General features: G+C 57.7%; 14 protein-coding genes and 1 pseudogene. 11 read left to right on the plus strand and 4 right to left on the minus strand.

What is annotated here, in order from left to right; genetic code table 11:
* Positions 1 to 8 precede the first annotated feature (8 nt).
* Entirely contained in the window at positions 9 to 218 is a 210-nt protein-coding gene (locus ASD46_RS27385) for a hypothetical protein (RefSeq protein ID WP_003513853.1), read from the minus strand.
* Between the two features lie 240 nt (positions 219 to 458).
* Here ASD46_RS27385 and uppL point away from each other — a divergent pair, with 240 nt between their 5' ends.
* Positions 459 to 1,274: a polysaccharide biosynthesis UDP-hexose transferase UppL gene (uppL, locus tag ASD46_RS25155; RefSeq protein ID WP_035198987.1), complete on the plus strand. Its 816-nt coding sequence runs from the start codon at positions 459 to 461 to the stop codon at positions 1,272 to 1,274.
* 71 nt (positions 1,275 to 1,345) lie between these two features.
* Positions 1,346 to 1,771 carry a hypothetical protein gene (locus tag ASD46_RS27875; protein WP_236742489.1) on the plus strand — a complete coding sequence of 142 codons (426 nt, stop codon included), beginning with the start codon at positions 1,346 to 1,348 and terminating at the stop codon, positions 1,769 to 1,771.
* Positions 1,772 to 1,804: 33 nt separating this feature from the next.
* On the opposite strand, the gene uppJ is transcribed toward ASD46_RS27875, so the two are convergent.
* Both uppJ and uppH read right to left on the minus strand, forming a co-directional pair.
* Complete coding sequence (uppJ, locus tag ASD46_RS25165) at positions 1,805 to 2,749, minus strand: polysaccharide biosynthesis UDP-hexose transferase UppJ (RefSeq protein ID WP_025594302.1); 945 nt, start codon at positions 2,747 to 2,749, stop codon at positions 1,805 to 1,807.
* Positions 2,750 to 2,757: 8 nt separating this feature from the next.
* Positions 2,758 to 3,669: a polysaccharide biosynthesis endo-1,4-beta-xylanase UppH gene (gene uppH / locus ASD46_RS25170; protein WP_013636689.1), complete on the minus strand. Its 912-nt coding sequence runs from the start codon at positions 3,667 to 3,669 to the stop codon at positions 2,758 to 2,760.
* 280 nt (positions 3,670 to 3,949) lie between these two features.
* On the opposite strand from uppH, the gene uppI reads away from it, so the two are divergent.
* A complete protein-coding gene (gene uppI, locus ASD46_RS25175) occupies positions 3,950 to 5,020 on the plus strand; it encodes a polysaccharide biosynthesis UDP-hexose transferase UppI (protein WP_025594299.1) in 1,071 nt (356 codons plus the stop codon).
* Positions 5,021 to 5,022: 2 nt separating this feature from the next.
* Positions 5,023 to 6,102 (plus strand): polysaccharide biosynthesis glycosyltransferase UppG, encoded by a 1,080-nt coding sequence (gene uppG, locus ASD46_RS25180; RefSeq protein WP_013636687.1) that lies wholly within the window; start codon positions 5,023 to 5,025, stop codon positions 6,100 to 6,102.
* A 37-nt stretch (positions 6,103 to 6,139) separates the two neighbouring features.
* Here the strand turns inward: uppG and ASD46_RS25185 are convergent, their stop codons facing one another.
* Positions 6,140 to 7,210, minus strand: coding sequence for a hypothetical protein (locus ASD46_RS25185; protein ID WP_026330759.1), 1,071 nt, complete (start codon positions 7,208 to 7,210; stop codon positions 6,140 to 6,142).
* A gap of 500 nt (positions 7,211 to 7,710) precedes the next feature.
* Between ASD46_RS25185 and uppW the strand changes: the two genes are divergently transcribed.
* The 7 genes and pseudogenes from uppW to ASD46_RS25220 form a co-directional block, all read left to right on the plus strand.
* Complete coding sequence (uppW, locus tag ASD46_RS25190; RefSeq protein ID WP_082546258.1) at positions 7,711 to 9,126, plus strand: Wzy-type polysaccharide biosynthesis protein UppW; 1,416 nt, start codon at positions 7,711 to 7,713, stop codon at positions 9,124 to 9,126.
* Positions 9,127 to 9,287: 161 nt separating this feature from the next.
* Entirely contained in the window at positions 9,288 to 10,064 is a 777-nt protein-coding gene (locus ASD46_RS25195) for an ABC transporter ATP-binding protein (RefSeq protein WP_013636684.1), read from the plus strand.
* 44 nt (positions 10,065 to 10,108) lie between these two features.
* Positions 10,109 to 10,879, plus strand: a complete 771-nt coding sequence (locus tag ASD46_RS25200; protein ID WP_025594294.1) for a transporter substrate-binding domain-containing protein — start codon at positions 10,109 to 10,111, stop codon at positions 10,877 to 10,879.
* Positions 10,880 to 10,901: 22 nt separating this feature from the next.
* Positions 10,902 to 11,624 carry an ABC transporter permease gene (locus ASD46_RS25205; protein ID WP_013636682.1) on the plus strand — a complete coding sequence of 241 codons (723 nt, stop codon included), beginning with the start codon at positions 10,902 to 10,904 and terminating at the stop codon, positions 11,622 to 11,624.
* A 12-nt stretch (positions 11,625 to 11,636) separates the two neighbouring features.
* Positions 11,637 to 12,326, plus strand: a complete 690-nt coding sequence (locus tag ASD46_RS25210) for an ABC transporter permease (protein WP_013636681.1) — start codon at positions 11,637 to 11,639, stop codon at positions 12,324 to 12,326.
* 20 nt (positions 12,327 to 12,346) lie between these two features.
* Positions 12,347 to 13,261 carry a homocysteine S-methyltransferase family protein gene (locus ASD46_RS25215; protein ID WP_025594292.1) on the plus strand — a complete coding sequence of 305 codons (915 nt, stop codon included), beginning with the start codon at positions 12,347 to 12,349 and terminating at the stop codon, positions 13,259 to 13,261.
* Between the two features lie 425 nt (positions 13,262 to 13,686).
* Positions 13,687 to 14,282, plus strand: a pseudogene (locus tag ASD46_RS25220) (methyl-accepting chemotaxis protein); the annotation flags it as partial.

A 14,282-nucleotide genomic window follows, 5' to 3' on the forward strand; every position in this document is an offset into this window, starting at 1 on the left:
GCGCGCGCTTATTCCTCGGACATCAGGCCGTCATAGACTTCGAGCAGGGCGGCGGCGATGGCGGCACCCAGCGCATTCCCCGCATCGCGAATGCCTGTCTCGTCGCCGTCACGGACCGAAACGGCAAGATCGGACGCCTCGTTGGCGACGATTTCTTTTGCCCGTTCGATGGCCCAAAGGCCGAAATCGCCGCGGTTGTCGATCGATATGGTTTCCATGGCCGGGACCTTTTCTATGGTGTGGTTTCGTCGTCCCTTAACCCATCAACCGCAAAACCGGAATAGGGGGAGGAGAGGTTGGGGTGGTCACTCAACCCTCGGGCGTATAATTGTTTGATTCAAGCGTCAGATTTATAAGAATATTAATGATAGTTATTCGTAGTGTTTGAAGCCTTATACCTTAATCCTATGCGTGAATATAACAGTGAAACGATGCCTATCTTGGACACCGGACAGAATATGACAGGGAGAGATGTCCCGCATGCGGAAGGGCCTGGCACACACTGGCCGGTTGTTCCGCTTGCGGCTTTGCCCATCACCGATGCGACCATCGAAGAGACGGCGGAGGATTTTATCCTGCGGGCGGAACGTGAACGCGCGGCCGGCGCAAAGCCGTTCTATTCGACATCGGCGAACGGTCAGGTCATCGCACTCTGTCACCAAGACAAGGAATTCGAAGCCCTGCTGCGGCAGGCGGACCAGATTCATGCCGACGGCATGTCGCTGGTAATCTTTTCCCGCCAGTTCTGCGTAAGAGCGCTGCGGGAACGTGTGGCGACGACGGATCTCGTTCATGCGGTGGCCCGGAGGGCTGAGGCGACCGGCACGCGGTTCTATTTTCTCGGCGGTTCCGAAGAGGTGAACCGCGCGGCAGTCGAGGAAATGCAAAAGCTCTATCCACGGCTTGTTTTTGCCGGTCGGCGCAATGGTTATTTCAGACCCGGAGACGAGGAGGCGATCCTTGCCGATATCGTCGCATCGCAGACCGATATTCTCTGGGTGGGCTTCGGCATACCGCTGGAGCAACGTTTCGTCGCGCGCAATCTCGACAGGCTTTCCGACATTGCGGTGATCAAGACCTGCGGCGGTCTGTTCGATTTTCTCGCGGGCAAGAACAGCAGGGCGCCACAATGGATGCAGGATATGGGGCTCGAATGGCTCTACAGGGCCATGCTTGAGCCGAGGCGTCTCGGCAAGCGCTACCTGCTGACCAATCCCATCGCCATATATTCGCTGCTGAAGCACCGCTACGGGTTCGGGGCCGGCAAGGTCTGAAATCTGCGCATTCTCATTGATTCTTTACGGAATTGCCCCTGACCGTCCGGCCGGTTCAGGATCGATATCATGTGAGCGGCATCTGCCGGCGCATGCAATCATCATATGGAGTCGCGCTATATGAGGTCGCTCTAACGTATCGGGGTGGAGGTGTCTTTCCGCCGAAAATCGTTGCAAGTGGGCGTAACGGCGGTACACTGAGCGGATATTACATATTTATTCGAATCAGAAATATATTGAGGACAGCGATGGTAATTACGTCCATTTCTCTTTTCGTATATGGGATTGGCACCGTTACTTCTCTTGCCATGACCTATATAGAAGGCGCCCGCCGCGACAAGGATTGGGACTTTTACCGGGTGACCGGTATCATCCTTTGTTTCTTCTGGCCGGTTCTTGTGCCGCTTCTCATTCTTGCAGCCGTTTTTTCGTCATTCGCTTCCCAGAAACGGCATGTGAATGGGATCTCTTTGCGCAGGGAAAAAACCCTGAGCTGAAAAGCTGAGATTAACTGCCGGACGAGCCCGTGTTCAGGCCTTTTTCGCCGGCGCCTTATAGGGCGTGAGCGTAATACCGAGGCTCGCCATGACGCGGCCGATGGACATAAGCGGTGGATGCGTGGCGGGCAGCAGCGCACCGGTTTTCAGGAATGCGGAAACGGCGCGGACCAGTGACAGGCACAGGCTGACGACGTTTTTGGCGGCAAGCAGCAGCCCGCCCTTCAGGCCGGGGCGTCGGGCGCGGTCGATGCTGTAATTGATGATGCCGGTTCGGAGCGAGCGCTCCATGATCCAGCGCGGCGCCATGCGGTTTTCCGGCACATATTCGATGATGAGGGCTTGAGCGTTCCAGGCGAATTTGAAACCCGCCTTTCGGCAACGGGTGAAGAAATCCATGTCGCCGCCGCCAAGGAAATTGAACCGTACATCGAATTCCGGCTTTTCCAGCGTTTCGAAAACCCGCCTTGAGATCAGGCAATTGCCGGACCCATGGATTTGATCGACTACGCCGGTCGGCGCCTCGATGGAGCCGAACAGCGGGTGTGCCAGAACCGCCTTGGGTGCGGGGGCATCGAATTCGCGATCGACCGGCCCGCCGACGATATCGACGCCGAAGGATTTTGCGGCATAGACCATTTCAGCGAGCCAGACGGGCGAGGCCGCTTCGTCGTCATCGATCATCAGAAACCACTGCGCGGATGGATAGCTCTGCCGCGCCGTGCGGAATGCCGTGTTGATGGCGTAACAATTGCCCTGCGTCGGCTCGACCAGCGTCTGGCCCATCATTCCGCTCTCGGCAAGAAAAGCGCGCGCGACGGCCAGCCCCGCCTGGCCCACCCCGTCATTATCGACAACGACGATGGCGAAGGGGAAATCGACCTTCTGGGCTGCCAGCGAGTTCAGCGTCTTCTGCAAACCTGCAGGCCTGCGGAAACTCGGAATGCACACCACCGCTTCCGGCATGATTTCGGACATGGACACTCCTAAATTCCGGCAAGGGCTGCGGCGGAAAACACGACGGCGCGCAGGCTTTGGCGCGGGCGATTGACAAATGTATCGGCAAGCGCCGAAAAGGCCTCGCGATAGCGCCGGGCGCGAAAGGCCTGCGCCACGGTATAGGCATTCATGTGATTTTCGGATTTGCGGCGAAGCCGGCGCAATTCCTGCGGCGCAATGGCGGCGACGATGGCGGGATCGGAAAACACCGCTTCGATCGCCGGTTCGCAATCCCGGAAGGTCAGAAGGCGGTTCATCATCACGCTTGTCCTGTGCACCCGGTAATCCAGCACGTGGCGGCCGGGCAGATAGGCGAAACGGCCGGAGGCAGCCAGCCGGCACCAGCCATACCAGTCTTCCGCATAACGCAATGTCTCGTCGAAACCGCCAAAATCCTGAAAGATGCGGGTTTTGACCAGCATGATGCCGCCATTGACGATGAAGTTTCCGCCCAAAAGCGGCTGGAGGATGAAACCATCAGGTTTTTCCCGCCGTCTGATGAGGTTGCGCCGTCCGATCTTGGCGCCATTCTCGTCAATGCGCTCATAATCGCCGTAGACGGCAACGACATCCGGTCCGGAGATGCCGGCGCACAGCGCAGCGATCGCGCCCGGCTTCACGCGGTCGTCGGCATCGAGAAACATCGTCCATTCACCGCGCGCCTGAGACAGGCCGAAATTGCGCACGGCGGAAACGCCCTGCCGTCCCTGCGGCCGGGCCAGCAGTTTTACGCGGGGATCGGCGAAACTTTGCACCTTTTGCGCCGTTGTGTCGGTGGAGCCGTCATCGACAACGAGCACTTCGCAAACGGTTTTCCCCTGAGACAACACGCTTTCGATCGCTTCCACGATGTAACGCTCGCCGTTGCGAACGGGAATGACAATCGAGACGGAAACCAATATTTTTACTCCATCAGGGGCGGGTCAATAATTCTCACACTGAAGTTACTACCGGATTAAGCCGGCTTGCGCCAATTGTGACGTGGTATAGCGTCAGTTAACCTTGCAAATCTTTAATATCCTTTTGGCATGATCAAGATGTTATGTTTTGAGAATTAGAGCGTCGTGCGGCCATTGGGACGCATCAATGACGTTCTGACAGTTGTGATATGCGCATCGTCCCTTTCGAAAATCGCTTTCGATTTTCGGGCCGATGCGCCGGGGTTGTGGAGGCGGGCGAATGCGGATCGGGCGGCGGAATTTTCTGGGTGGCGCTGCAAGCGCGGGCCTGTTGCATGCCATGGCCGGGCAGGGCGTTGCCGCGACCAGGAAAACGTCGACAAAGATTGCCCCTTACGGTGCGGCCATCTATCTGCCGGACCTTACCGCCGATAGCCGCATCGGCGAAGCGGTGGTCAAATATTGCTCGCGCATCACCCCAGTCACAGAGATGAAATGGGAGGTTATGCGGCCTTCGGCAGAGGTGTTCGATTTTGCCGCTGCCGATGCGCTTGCGAACTTCGCGCGCCAGAACAAACTCACCATGCATGGTCATCCGCTTATCTGGTACGCTTCCAACGCGCCCTGGCTTGCCAGCATCGGCAGCGGCGCGAAGGTCGAGAAGTTGATGGAAACCCACATCGTCAAGGTGATGGAACGGTACAAGGACGTGATACACAGCTGGGATGTGGTCAATGAGCCTATCCCCGACGTGCCCGGCAATGTGCGCTCGCGCCGCGACGCCTGGTATTATGGCGCAGGCCCGGACGCCATCAAAAAGGCCTTTGACATCGCCCATTCCGTCGATCCGAAGGCCCAGCTCGTCCTCAACGAATATGATGTGGAATTTGCGGTCGAGAAATCGCCGGCCAAGCGCGCGGCCTTCCGCAATCTCATTCTCGAGTTGCTAGAGAAAGGCGCTCCGATCAACGCTATCGGCCTGCAGGGGCATCTGCGCGGTGGCTGGCCCATTGCGAAAGACGAGCTTGCCGCCTTTACCAAGGAAATGCGCAGTTATGGTCTTGCCGTTCTGGTGACGGAACTGGATGCGATGGACCAGACGCTTCCCGCCCCGGAAGCCGAGCGCGACATGCTGATAAACGGTCAGGTCCGCGATTTTCTCGAAGCGGCGTGCGAAGGCGGCCCGCTTTCCTCCATCACCACATGGGGCATTTCGGACCAATATACCTGGATCCGCTGGGCCTATCCCCGCCGGGATGGCACCGCGAACCGGCCGCTGCCGCTCGACTGGAGCTTCAACGAAAAACCCATGATGGCCGTCATCAATGAATTCCGGAACCGTGGTGCGTAATTATGACTGCTGAAATGCCGCTTCCTCCCGTACAAAAGGCGCTGCAAATCAATCTGCATCCCTTCGACGCACCGCATGCGGCCCTGACCGTTCCGCATCAGCTGCGGGTCTGGGGCGGGCAGGTGGACCGTATTCTCCTGACGGTGGATACCGGCCAGGTTGGAGCCGGCCGCTACAAGGGCAACGGTTTCGAGGCCGCCAGCAAACGCCTGTTTGACATGCTGGAGGAAATGCAGGCCAACTATCCGCATCTGTATGTGGATATTGCCGACTATAGCGATGCGGCGCGCAGTGCGGTGGCGGAGACGTTCTTTTCGCGCTCGCCAGTTCCTTATCCCGCCAAGGCTTTCGACGGCGGGCCTTTCCATGTTTATTTCCACGGGTTGAAACGTGCCAACGCCCGTTATGTGCTGCATATGGACAGCGACATGATGTTTGGCGGCGGCAGCCAGAGCTGGTTCAACGAAGCCATTGCGCTGCAGAAGGCCAATCCGGACGCGCTCTGCATCACGCCGTTTTCCGGGCCGCCCACCGTGCGCGGCGATCTCGATATCTCCCGCCATGTCGGCATGCCGGGGGTGAAGAACATTCCCGAACCGCGCAAGCTGCCGAGCCGCGTTCCCACATGGCGGTTCGCGACCGTTTCCACCCGCCTGTTCATGATCGACATGGACCGTTTCGCCAAGCGTATCGGCTCGCTCGAACTGCTGAGACCCGACGTCAAACGGCGCATCCGCTCCTATGCCTATAATCAGCAACCGGTCTCAATGCCTGCCGAAGAGGTGCTGAGCGACAATATGATGCGCATCGGCGTATACCGGCTTGATTTTCTCGGCACGGGCAAGGGCATGTATTCGCTGCATCCGCCCTATCGCTCGCCCGAGTTTTACGCGGCGCTGGGCTCCATCGTCGAGCGCATCGAAAAGGGTGACGTTCCCGAAGGCCAGCTCGGAGATTTCGATATCAACGGATCGATGGTGGACTGGTCGAGCGCCCTTGCGGCCAAGACGCGCTCCAAACGTTACGCGAAGGCGCTGCGTCACCTGATTTCAGCGAATGTCCAGCGCTTCACTGGGGCCTAGAAGGCTCGGCAGTTTCTTCACAACCGGCGCAAGGGCCTTAGAAATCTGTGATGAGCTTGCTCCAGCTTTCCGAGCTTAGCCCGCCAATATAGATATCGCCGGCAAGCGCCCGATCCCGGAGGGCTTCATCCCGGGTGGCCATGCAGAAATAACCGCGATGATGGAAGGTCACGTGGTTCTGACGGTAGAGCGCGTTCATGAGAAACGGCTGCGACATGCCGGTGACATGGGCATAGTTCTCATCATCGAAATGGCGGAACAGCGCACCGAGCACGTCGTTTTCGCGACCGGCATCGCAGACAAGGTTCAGCACATAGGCGGTCCGTCCCGCCTGTCCGAAAAACAGGGCAGCGCCGATGATGCGGCCTTCGGCATTTTCGATCGCCAGGCTGCTCAATTCACCAAGGGTGCCGTTGGTTTTACTCATTTCGATCAGCCAGTGGAATTCCTCGTGGGACCATTCCGGGCGGACGGAAAAACGCTCGATCATTGTCAGCGCGTTGCGTCGGAACGTCTCGAAATCCACCGGTCTGACCGTGGTGCCGGCAACTTCATTGGGCCTTATGCCCTTTTTCCACGATCGCAGGATACGGTCCACAAATCCAAGCGCCATAAGTCCGGGCCTGGATTTGACTACTTGCGAACGGCGCGGCATGCGCAGGGCAATCGCGCTGAAAGGCTTGAGCGCCTTGTGCCATTGCAGGCTTTCCATCGGCAACATGCTGCCGCCGATCGCAAGCCAATGATCGGCGCTGACGGGGGAGGCCGTGTCCGAAAACAGCATATCGTGTTTCGTCGCGCGCATGCCGCGGGACAGGCGCGCGGCGCCGAGTGCGCCGAGTTTTCCTTTCGACGCGAAAGCACATAACAACCTTGCGGTAATGGGTTTTCCGTTCGCGACAAACCGCATGGGGACGGCAAGGATAACGCTGGTAACCCCGCTCTCTCCAGCATCGTAGACAACGCTGCCATATTCGGGATCAAACACAGGACTGCTGAAAAACAATGTTTCGACGTAAGCGCCGAAGTCGAAGTTTCTATCAAGCCCGGTCTTTTTGAACGCGCTGTTGAGCACAACCTCGACAGCCGGAAGATCGTCCCTGCGCATGGGTCGAACGCCGGGCGCAGCTGGCTGAACCGGGCGTTGTGTCACCCCTTCGTTGTTGCTATCGTCCATATTGGTGTGTATCGGAACGTCCACCGTCGGTTTCCAGCTATTTACGCGTTTATGAAATCAACAAGCCAAAGATATATCCAGAGTTGTTAATATACGTTAAACAGAATTTCGGATCATCACCCCAGTATATCCTTAACGTAGCGAAATATCTCTGTCGTCAAATAGATATAAGCAACCTTTACGAGGGCGTATGTCTAGCCAATAATAGGGAAATCAGCAACTTAAATTTGACAGATGAAGTTTGATATGGTCAAGATTCTACCCTTATCCATATGTTGACTTCGAAAATCAGGTTCCGTTTCAATTTCCCGGGCTTCATTCCTCTATAATGGAATTACTATTCCTCCGTGTATTATGAATAACTAAAAAATAGGGTTTTGACGGGATATTCATGTTACCGAGACGAAGCATCGGGTACGATGTGAGAACGTATGGAAAAAGGTAGAGAAAATTACCTGATGGATGCAGCGCATGATGAGCAGGCGAGTGTTGCCTGGCGGAATGCACTTTTCTATGTGACGTTCTTTTATTTCACGGTCGGCTTCTCGCCCTATATCTCGCTTTCCTCGACCTATCTGGGGTCCGCCATGGCGGCCGGGTCCAACCTCCTCAACCAGCTCACCGCGATCATCCTGCTCATCAGTTTCGTGGCGTTCATGGCAAAGGAGCGGTCGTCTTCCATTGTCTTTACGCCGCGTTTGCTGATGCTCGCGATCTTCGGCTGGTATATCTTCACCTCAGTGGTGGGCGGCGCACCGGTGTTTTCGCTGCGGCGGCTTGCCATGTGCGCCATCATCTGCGTGCTTGCCAGCTGTTTCCTGCAATTGCCGCGCACCGAGCGGCATTTCACCACGCTGCTTGCCACATGCGCGCTGATCATCCTGTTCCTCTGTTATTTCGGCGTTGCTGTCCTGCCGTCGCGGTCGATCCATCAGGCAAGCGATGCGCTGGAGCCGCTCCTTGCGGGCAACTGGCGCGGGGTCTTCCGTCACAAGAACGAGGCAGCCTCGATCATGGCGGTGCTGATGATCGTCGGGATTTATCTGTGCAAGCGCTGGTCCCTTATCGGCGGCCTGGCGGTTCTGTTGCTGTCGTTGATCTTTCTCGTCAAGTCGGGTGGCAAGACCGCGCTCGGCCTGATGCCGATTATCATCGCCACGGGCTGGTTCATCGTGGGCTGGCCAAGATGGCGTTACGCTGTTGTGACCCTGCTTCTGGGAACCTTCGCCGTGGTGATCGTCGGCACGACCGTTGATCCGGTCTTTTCACAGATGCTGACGAAACTGGGGATCGACGCCAGTTTCACCGGCAGAACCGATATCTGGACCGTCTCGATAGATTATATCCGCCAAAGCCCGATCGTCGGATACGGCTACCAGGCCTTCTGGCGCAGCGACACGCTGATGACGAGCTTCACCGAGAACAATACCTGGGCAACGACGGCGCCGGATTCCCACAATGGCTATTTCGACCTTGTGCTTGGCAGCGGCGTGCCAGGTCTTATTCTGGTGCTGACGTGGATTTGTCTGATGCCGCTTCGCGATCTCGGCAAGATGGATGAGGCCACGCGCAAAAGCCCGCTGACGAAGCTCTATGTCGGCGTCTGGCTTTATGTCCTGCTCTACGGCTTTCTGGAAACGATGTTCTTCCTCAGTACCGGTTTCGTCTGGTTTTTCCTCGTCGTTGCCGTGATGGGCCTGCGTTTGCAGGCGAATGCCAGCCTTGTCGAGGATGAGGCGCAGGCGGAACCGCAATTGGCCCTGACTGGCAGTAACGCGGCCAGCGTGGCGAGGCGTATCAGGGGCAAATCGCGCAGATCGTTGCTCGCGGATGATATTTTGAAATGATTTTTCGTTTCAAATGTGTAAAAGAGCCTGATATTGCGCGCGTTTGCAGCGGGTTTCGCTAAACATGCGTGGCTTAAGTCTTTGTTGTTATGCATGTCCTGTCGCAAAACCGCTCCGCATTTTGCTCGACACGCAATGAACCGGATCGGCAAGGTCAATAAATGGCAGATACAGGCGCCTGTGCGCTCGAAGCGGATGACATCCACAAGAGCTTCGGCACACACGAAGTTTTGAAGGGCGTTTCGCTGAAGGCCCACAAAGGCGATGTCATATCGATCATCGGCTCGTCCGGTTCCGGCAAGAGTACCTTCCTGCGCTGCATCAACTTTCTCGAAACGCCGGATCGCGGCCGGGTCATCGTCAATGGCGAGGAGATCGCCATGAAGATTGGCAGGGACGGCAAGGCTGTGCCGAAAAGCTGGCGGCAAGTGGAAAAGCTGCGGACAGGGCTTGGCATGGTGTTCCAGAATTTCAATCTCTGGGCCCACCGCACCGTTCTGGAAAATGTCATCGAAGCGCCTGTTCACGTTCTCGGCGTCAAGCGGCAGGAGGCGGTGGAAAAGGCCGAAGCCCTGCTGAACAAGGTTGGCCTTTACGACAAGAAAAATGCCTATCCGGCGTTCCTCTCCGGCGGGCAGCAGCAGCGCGCCGCGATTGCGCGCGCGCTCTGCGTGGAGCCGGCGGTGATGCTGTTCGACGAACCCACCTCGGCGCTCGATCCGGAACTTGTGGGCGAGGTGCTGAAGGTCATCCGCGATCTGGCCGAGGAAGGCCGCACAATGTTGCTCGTTACTCACGAGATGCGCTTTGCGCGCGATGTTTCCACTGAGGTGATGTTTCTGCATCAGGGCCGTGTGGAGGAAGCGGGGCCACCGGCGCAGGTGTTCGGCAATCCCGTAAGCGCCCGTTGCAGAGAATTTACGGGCGCGCTGGCGTGATGGCCGTTTCGCTTCGCCGTTTGTTTTAACAGGAGAGACTTTAAATGAAATTCTTCGCCACGCTGCTTGCCGGAACGGCATTTGCGGTTTCCGCCTTCACCGCCAGCGCCGATGTCCGCTTCGGCATCATGAACGAATCCTACCCACCTTTCTTCGCCAAGGATGCCAGCGGCAAGTGGCAGGGCTGGGAAATCGATCTCATGGACGCCGTCTGCGCGGAAATGAAGGAAAAATGCTCGATCGTCGAGCTTTCCTGGGATGGCCTCATCCCCGCCTTGCAGACCAAAAAGTTCGACGTCATCTGGTCGTCCATGTCGAACACGGAAGAGCGCCAGAAGGTGATCGATTTCACCGACAGATATTACAAGACGCCGAGCAAGCTGATCGGCGCCAAGGGCGAAAAGCCGGGTGCGGCGGCTGAAGACGTCAAGGGCAAGACCATCGGTATTCAGGTCGCGACCATCCAGTCCGAATATTACAAGAAATATTTCGCTGCTGTCGCAGACGAAAAGACCTATCAGACGCTGGACGAGGCGTTTCAGGATCTCGCAGCCGGCCGTATCGACTATGTGTTCGGCGACTCGCTCGTTCTCGATGCCTTCGTGAAGAGTGATGCCGGCAAGGATTGCTGCGCCGACATGGGCAACGTTGCGGATGACAAAGAAATCCTCGGCCTTGGCGTTTCCGGCGGCCTTCGCAAGGACGACACCGAACTCAAGAACAAGCTGAACGCTGCTCTCGCCGCCGTTCGCGCCAGCGGGAAGTATGACGAGATCACCAAGAAATACTTCAGCTTCGATATCTACGGTAAGTAATTTCTCCTGACCGGTCACATAAATGGCAAGCCTTGAAACCACGCTGCAACTGCTGTCACCCTATCCTCCGGGATGGGGCGGCACCCTTTTGAAGGGTGCGGCGTCGACGCTTGCCATTTCCGCCGGTGCCTATCTGATCGGCATCGTCATCGGGCTTGCCGGTGCACTAGGCAAGCTCTCCGGCAACAGGCCGCTTGGCCTTCTGCTCAATCTCTACACGACGGCAATCCGCGCCGTTCCCGAACTGATCCTCATCGTCGGGCTTTATTACGCCGGCACTGATGGCCTGAACCGGCTGCTACAACTGGCAGGCCTGCCGCCTTTGGAAGTCAACGGTTTCGTTGCCGCTGTTGCGGTTCTGGGTTTCGTGCAGGGTGCCTATATGACCGAGGTGCTGCGCGGTGCGATCCTTGCCATTCCGAACGGGCAGATCGAGGCGGCGCGCGCCTTCGGCATGTCGCCGGCCTTGCGTTTCCGCCGTGTGGTCTTGCCGGCACTGTTGCCGAACGCCCTGCCGGGCCTTGCCAATCTCTGGCTTGCGGTAACGAAGGATAGCGCGCTGGTGGCGGTTGTCGGTTATCAGGAACTGGCGCTTGCGACACGGCTGGCGGGGGCCAGCACCAAGCAATATTTCCTGTTCTTTCTTGCCGCAGCCCTGCTTTACCTTGCCATTACGCTGGTTTCCAACCTCGTCTTTTCGCTGCTGGAGCGCCGTGTGCGGCGCGGCCAGCCGGCGTTGGCATAAAGGGGAAGCTGCATGGATTTTTCATGGATCGCCAAATATTGGCCGCTGCTTCTGTCCGGTGCCTGGCAAACGCTGGCGCTGCTCGTGATCTCCGTCAGCATTGGTTTTCTTCTCGCTATCGGGCTTGCCTTCGCGCAGGTCAGCGGCGGGCGGGTGACAAAAATTCTGGCGCGCGCCTATTGCACCTTCTTTCGCGGCACACCGCTTCTGATCCAGCTCTGGCTGCTCTATTATGGCGTCGGCTCGTTTCTGCCGATGATCCCCGGCTTGCGTCAGAGTTTCATGTGGCCGGTGCTGCGCGAGGGCTTCTTTTTCGCCGCCGTCAGCTTCACACTGAATTACGCGGCCTATGAGGCCGAGGTTCTGCGCGGCGCGTTGCTGGCTGTGCCAAAGGGTGAGCTGGAGGCGGGCCGGGCTTTCGGCATGGGCCGTTTCACCCTTATTCGCCGCATCTGGCTGCCGCGCGCCATCCGCATCGCGCTGCCGACAATTGCGGGCGAGGTGGTGATGCAGCTCAAAGCCACGCCGCTTGCCTTTACCGTGACGGTGATGGACCTCTATGCCGTGGCCTACAAGGTGCGGCAGGACACGCTGCTCGTCTATGAGCCGCTGATCGTCGTCACCGTCTTCTATCTCATTCTCACCGCCATAATTGCCCGCTGCTTCGGTCTCATCGAACAGCAGGTGCCGGTCCGGCGGTAAACCGTTCAAGGAGCATGAACATGGGCACTATCCGTATTCTCGACGGCGGCATGAGCCGCGAATTGCAGCGGCTCGGCGCCGAGCTGAAACAACCGGAATGGTCGGCGCTGGCGCTCATCAATTCACCTGATATCGTGCGGCAGGTGCATCAGGAATTCATCGAGGCCGGTGCCGATGTCGTCACCACCAATTCCTATGCGCTGGTGCCGTTCCATATCGGCGAGGAGCGTTTCCAGAAGGATGGCGCATCGCTGATCGCCCTTTCCGGCAGGCTGGCACGCGAGGCTGCGGATGCCTCCGGCCGCGACGTGCTGGTGGCCGGTTCGCTGCCGCCGATCTTCGGCTCCTATGAGCCGCAGAATTTCGATGCCACGAGGGTGCAGGACTATCTGAAGGTGCTGGTCGACAATCTCGGGCCCTTCGTCGATGTCTGGCTGGGTGAGACGCTGAGCCTGATCGCCGAAGGCGAAGCGGTGCGGGAAGCCGTGGCCGCAACCGGCAAACCGTTCTGGATTTCCTTCACGTTGAACGACGATGCGGCCGCGACAGGCGGCGGCGAGCCTGCGCTGCGCTCTGGTGAAACGGTAAAGGCGGCTGCCGAATGGGCCGCGCAATCTGGCGCTGCCGCCCTTCTGTTCAATTGCAGCAAGCCGGAAATCATGAAAGCCGCCGTGGAAACGGCATCCGCCGTCTTTGCGGAAAAGGGCGTTTCGCTTGAGATCGGCGTTTATGCCAATGCCTTCGAAGGTGAACAGGGCGATTCCGCCGCCAATGAAGGTCTGCACGGCACGCGCACCGACCTGACCGACGATGTCTATTCGCGGTTCGCCTGCTCCTGGGCGGATGCCGGCGCAACCATGATCGGCGGCTGCTGCGGCATTGGCGCTGCCCATATCCACACGGTTGCAACGGCATTGCGGCGCGCGGCCGCCTGACACTACCGCGAGCGCTCCCAACGCCACTATCGGAAATGCATGCGGCAGGCTGAAAGGCCTGCCTTTTTTTGTCCCGCGCAAATTCGAAGCAGATCATGCGGCATAAAGGAATCCTAAATTTTTAAAGTATAATTGTTGTATTGGTAAGCAAATAAAAGAATATTATAAAGTACTGTTTCTTGATCTTCTTCCTGTTGCGGCCAGTCTTTTCCGTCTGTTGCGTAGCCGCCGGATTCCCGGAACAGGTGCTTGCCTAAATTTCAGGGCAGGCATCCCCCTGCGGGGCAGATGCATGATGCAGTTTGCGACAAGGCCGATGATCCGGCTGATGGGGCCTTGATGATGAAGGCTTTAGACGTGCAATGTCATTTTTGCCGAACACCTCCGGCACGGGAAAGGAGCGGCATCCATTTCAGGAGTTTCCCGTGTCCTTTCTTCAAAATGCCCGTATCCGCACCAAAATCCTGTCACTCATTTTGCCACTCTGCATCGTCGGTCTCGGTGCCACCGCGTTAATGGCAACGCGTTACAAGGAAGCCGACACGCTTTATTCCGAATTCATCGCCAGCGATAATGCTGCGCTGGTGGAGCTTGCGCGGGCAAACCGTAATCTCGTCGCCTTGGCATATGGCGCCTATCAGGTCATGGCTTACGATGCGAATGCTGCGGAAATCAACGTTGCCAAGCAGGCTTATATTGACAGCAAACGCGAGCTTCTGGAGCGGCTGGGCAATGTCAAGACAGTGTTTCCGGAAGAGAGCGCTGCTGTCGATACCTTGATCGCACAATCCCAGTCCATCGCGCAAATTACCGACAAGGCCGTTGAGCTGGGAATGGCGAACAGAAATGCGGAATCCGCCGTGCAACTCGCCCACGCAGACGTCTCCATCCAACGAACGTCAGCCATCATAACGGCATTGCTCGACAAGCTTGCCAAGGGTGTTGCAAAAGGCAGCGACGATCTGACGGATCAGACGAATTCCACGATCCTGACCTCGCTTGTTGTGGTTGGCATCAGCTT

Source organism: Rhizobium sp. Root491, assembly GCF_001427205.1.
Taxonomy (GTDB): Bacteria; Pseudomonadota; Alphaproteobacteria; order Rhizobiales; family Rhizobiaceae; genus Agrobacterium; species Agrobacterium tumefaciens.

Excerpts from the sequence above, each read along its gene's own strand:
- uppI (WP_025594299.1), top strand. The coding sequence starts at position 3,950 with ATGCGGATCGGGCGGCGGAATTTTCTGGGTGGCGCTGCAAGCGCGGGC.
- ASD46_RS25200 (WP_025594294.1), top strand. The coding sequence starts at position 10,109 with ATGAAATTCTTCGCCACGCTGCTTGCCGGAACGGCATTTGCGGTTTCC.
- ASD46_RS25215 (WP_025594292.1), top strand. The coding sequence starts at position 12,347 with ATGGGCACTATCCGTATTCTCGACGGCGGCATGAGCCGCGAATTGCAG.
- uppW (WP_082546258.1), top strand. The coding sequence starts at position 7,711 with ATGGAAAAAGGTAGAGAAAATTACCTGATGGATGCAGCGCATGATGAG.
- ASD46_RS25195 (WP_013636684.1), top strand. The coding sequence starts at position 9,288 with ATGGCAGATACAGGCGCCTGTGCGCTCGAAGCGGATGACATCCACAAG.
- uppL (WP_035198987.1), top strand. The coding sequence starts at position 459 with ATGACAGGGAGAGATGTCCCGCATGCGGAAGGGCCTGGCACACACTGG.
- uppJ (WP_025594302.1), bottom strand. The coding sequence starts at position 2,749 with ATGTCCGAAATCATGCCGGAAGCGGTGGTGTGCATTCCGAGTTTCCGC.
- ASD46_RS27385 (WP_003513853.1), bottom strand. The coding sequence starts at position 218 with ATGGAAACCATATCGATCGACAACCGCGGCGATTTCGGCCTTTGGGCC.
- ASD46_RS25185 (WP_026330759.1), bottom strand. The coding sequence starts at position 7,210 with ATGCGCAGGGACGATCTTCCGGCTGTCGAGGTTGTGCTCAACAGCGCG.
- uppG (WP_013636687.1), top strand. The coding sequence starts at position 5,023 with ATGACTGCTGAAATGCCGCTTCCTCCCGTACAAAAGGCGCTGCAAATC.
- ASD46_RS25210 (WP_013636681.1), top strand. The coding sequence starts at position 11,637 with ATGGATTTTTCATGGATCGCCAAATATTGGCCGCTGCTTCTGTCCGGT.
- ASD46_RS25205 (WP_013636682.1), top strand. The coding sequence starts at position 10,902 with ATGGCAAGCCTTGAAACCACGCTGCAACTGCTGTCACCCTATCCTCCG.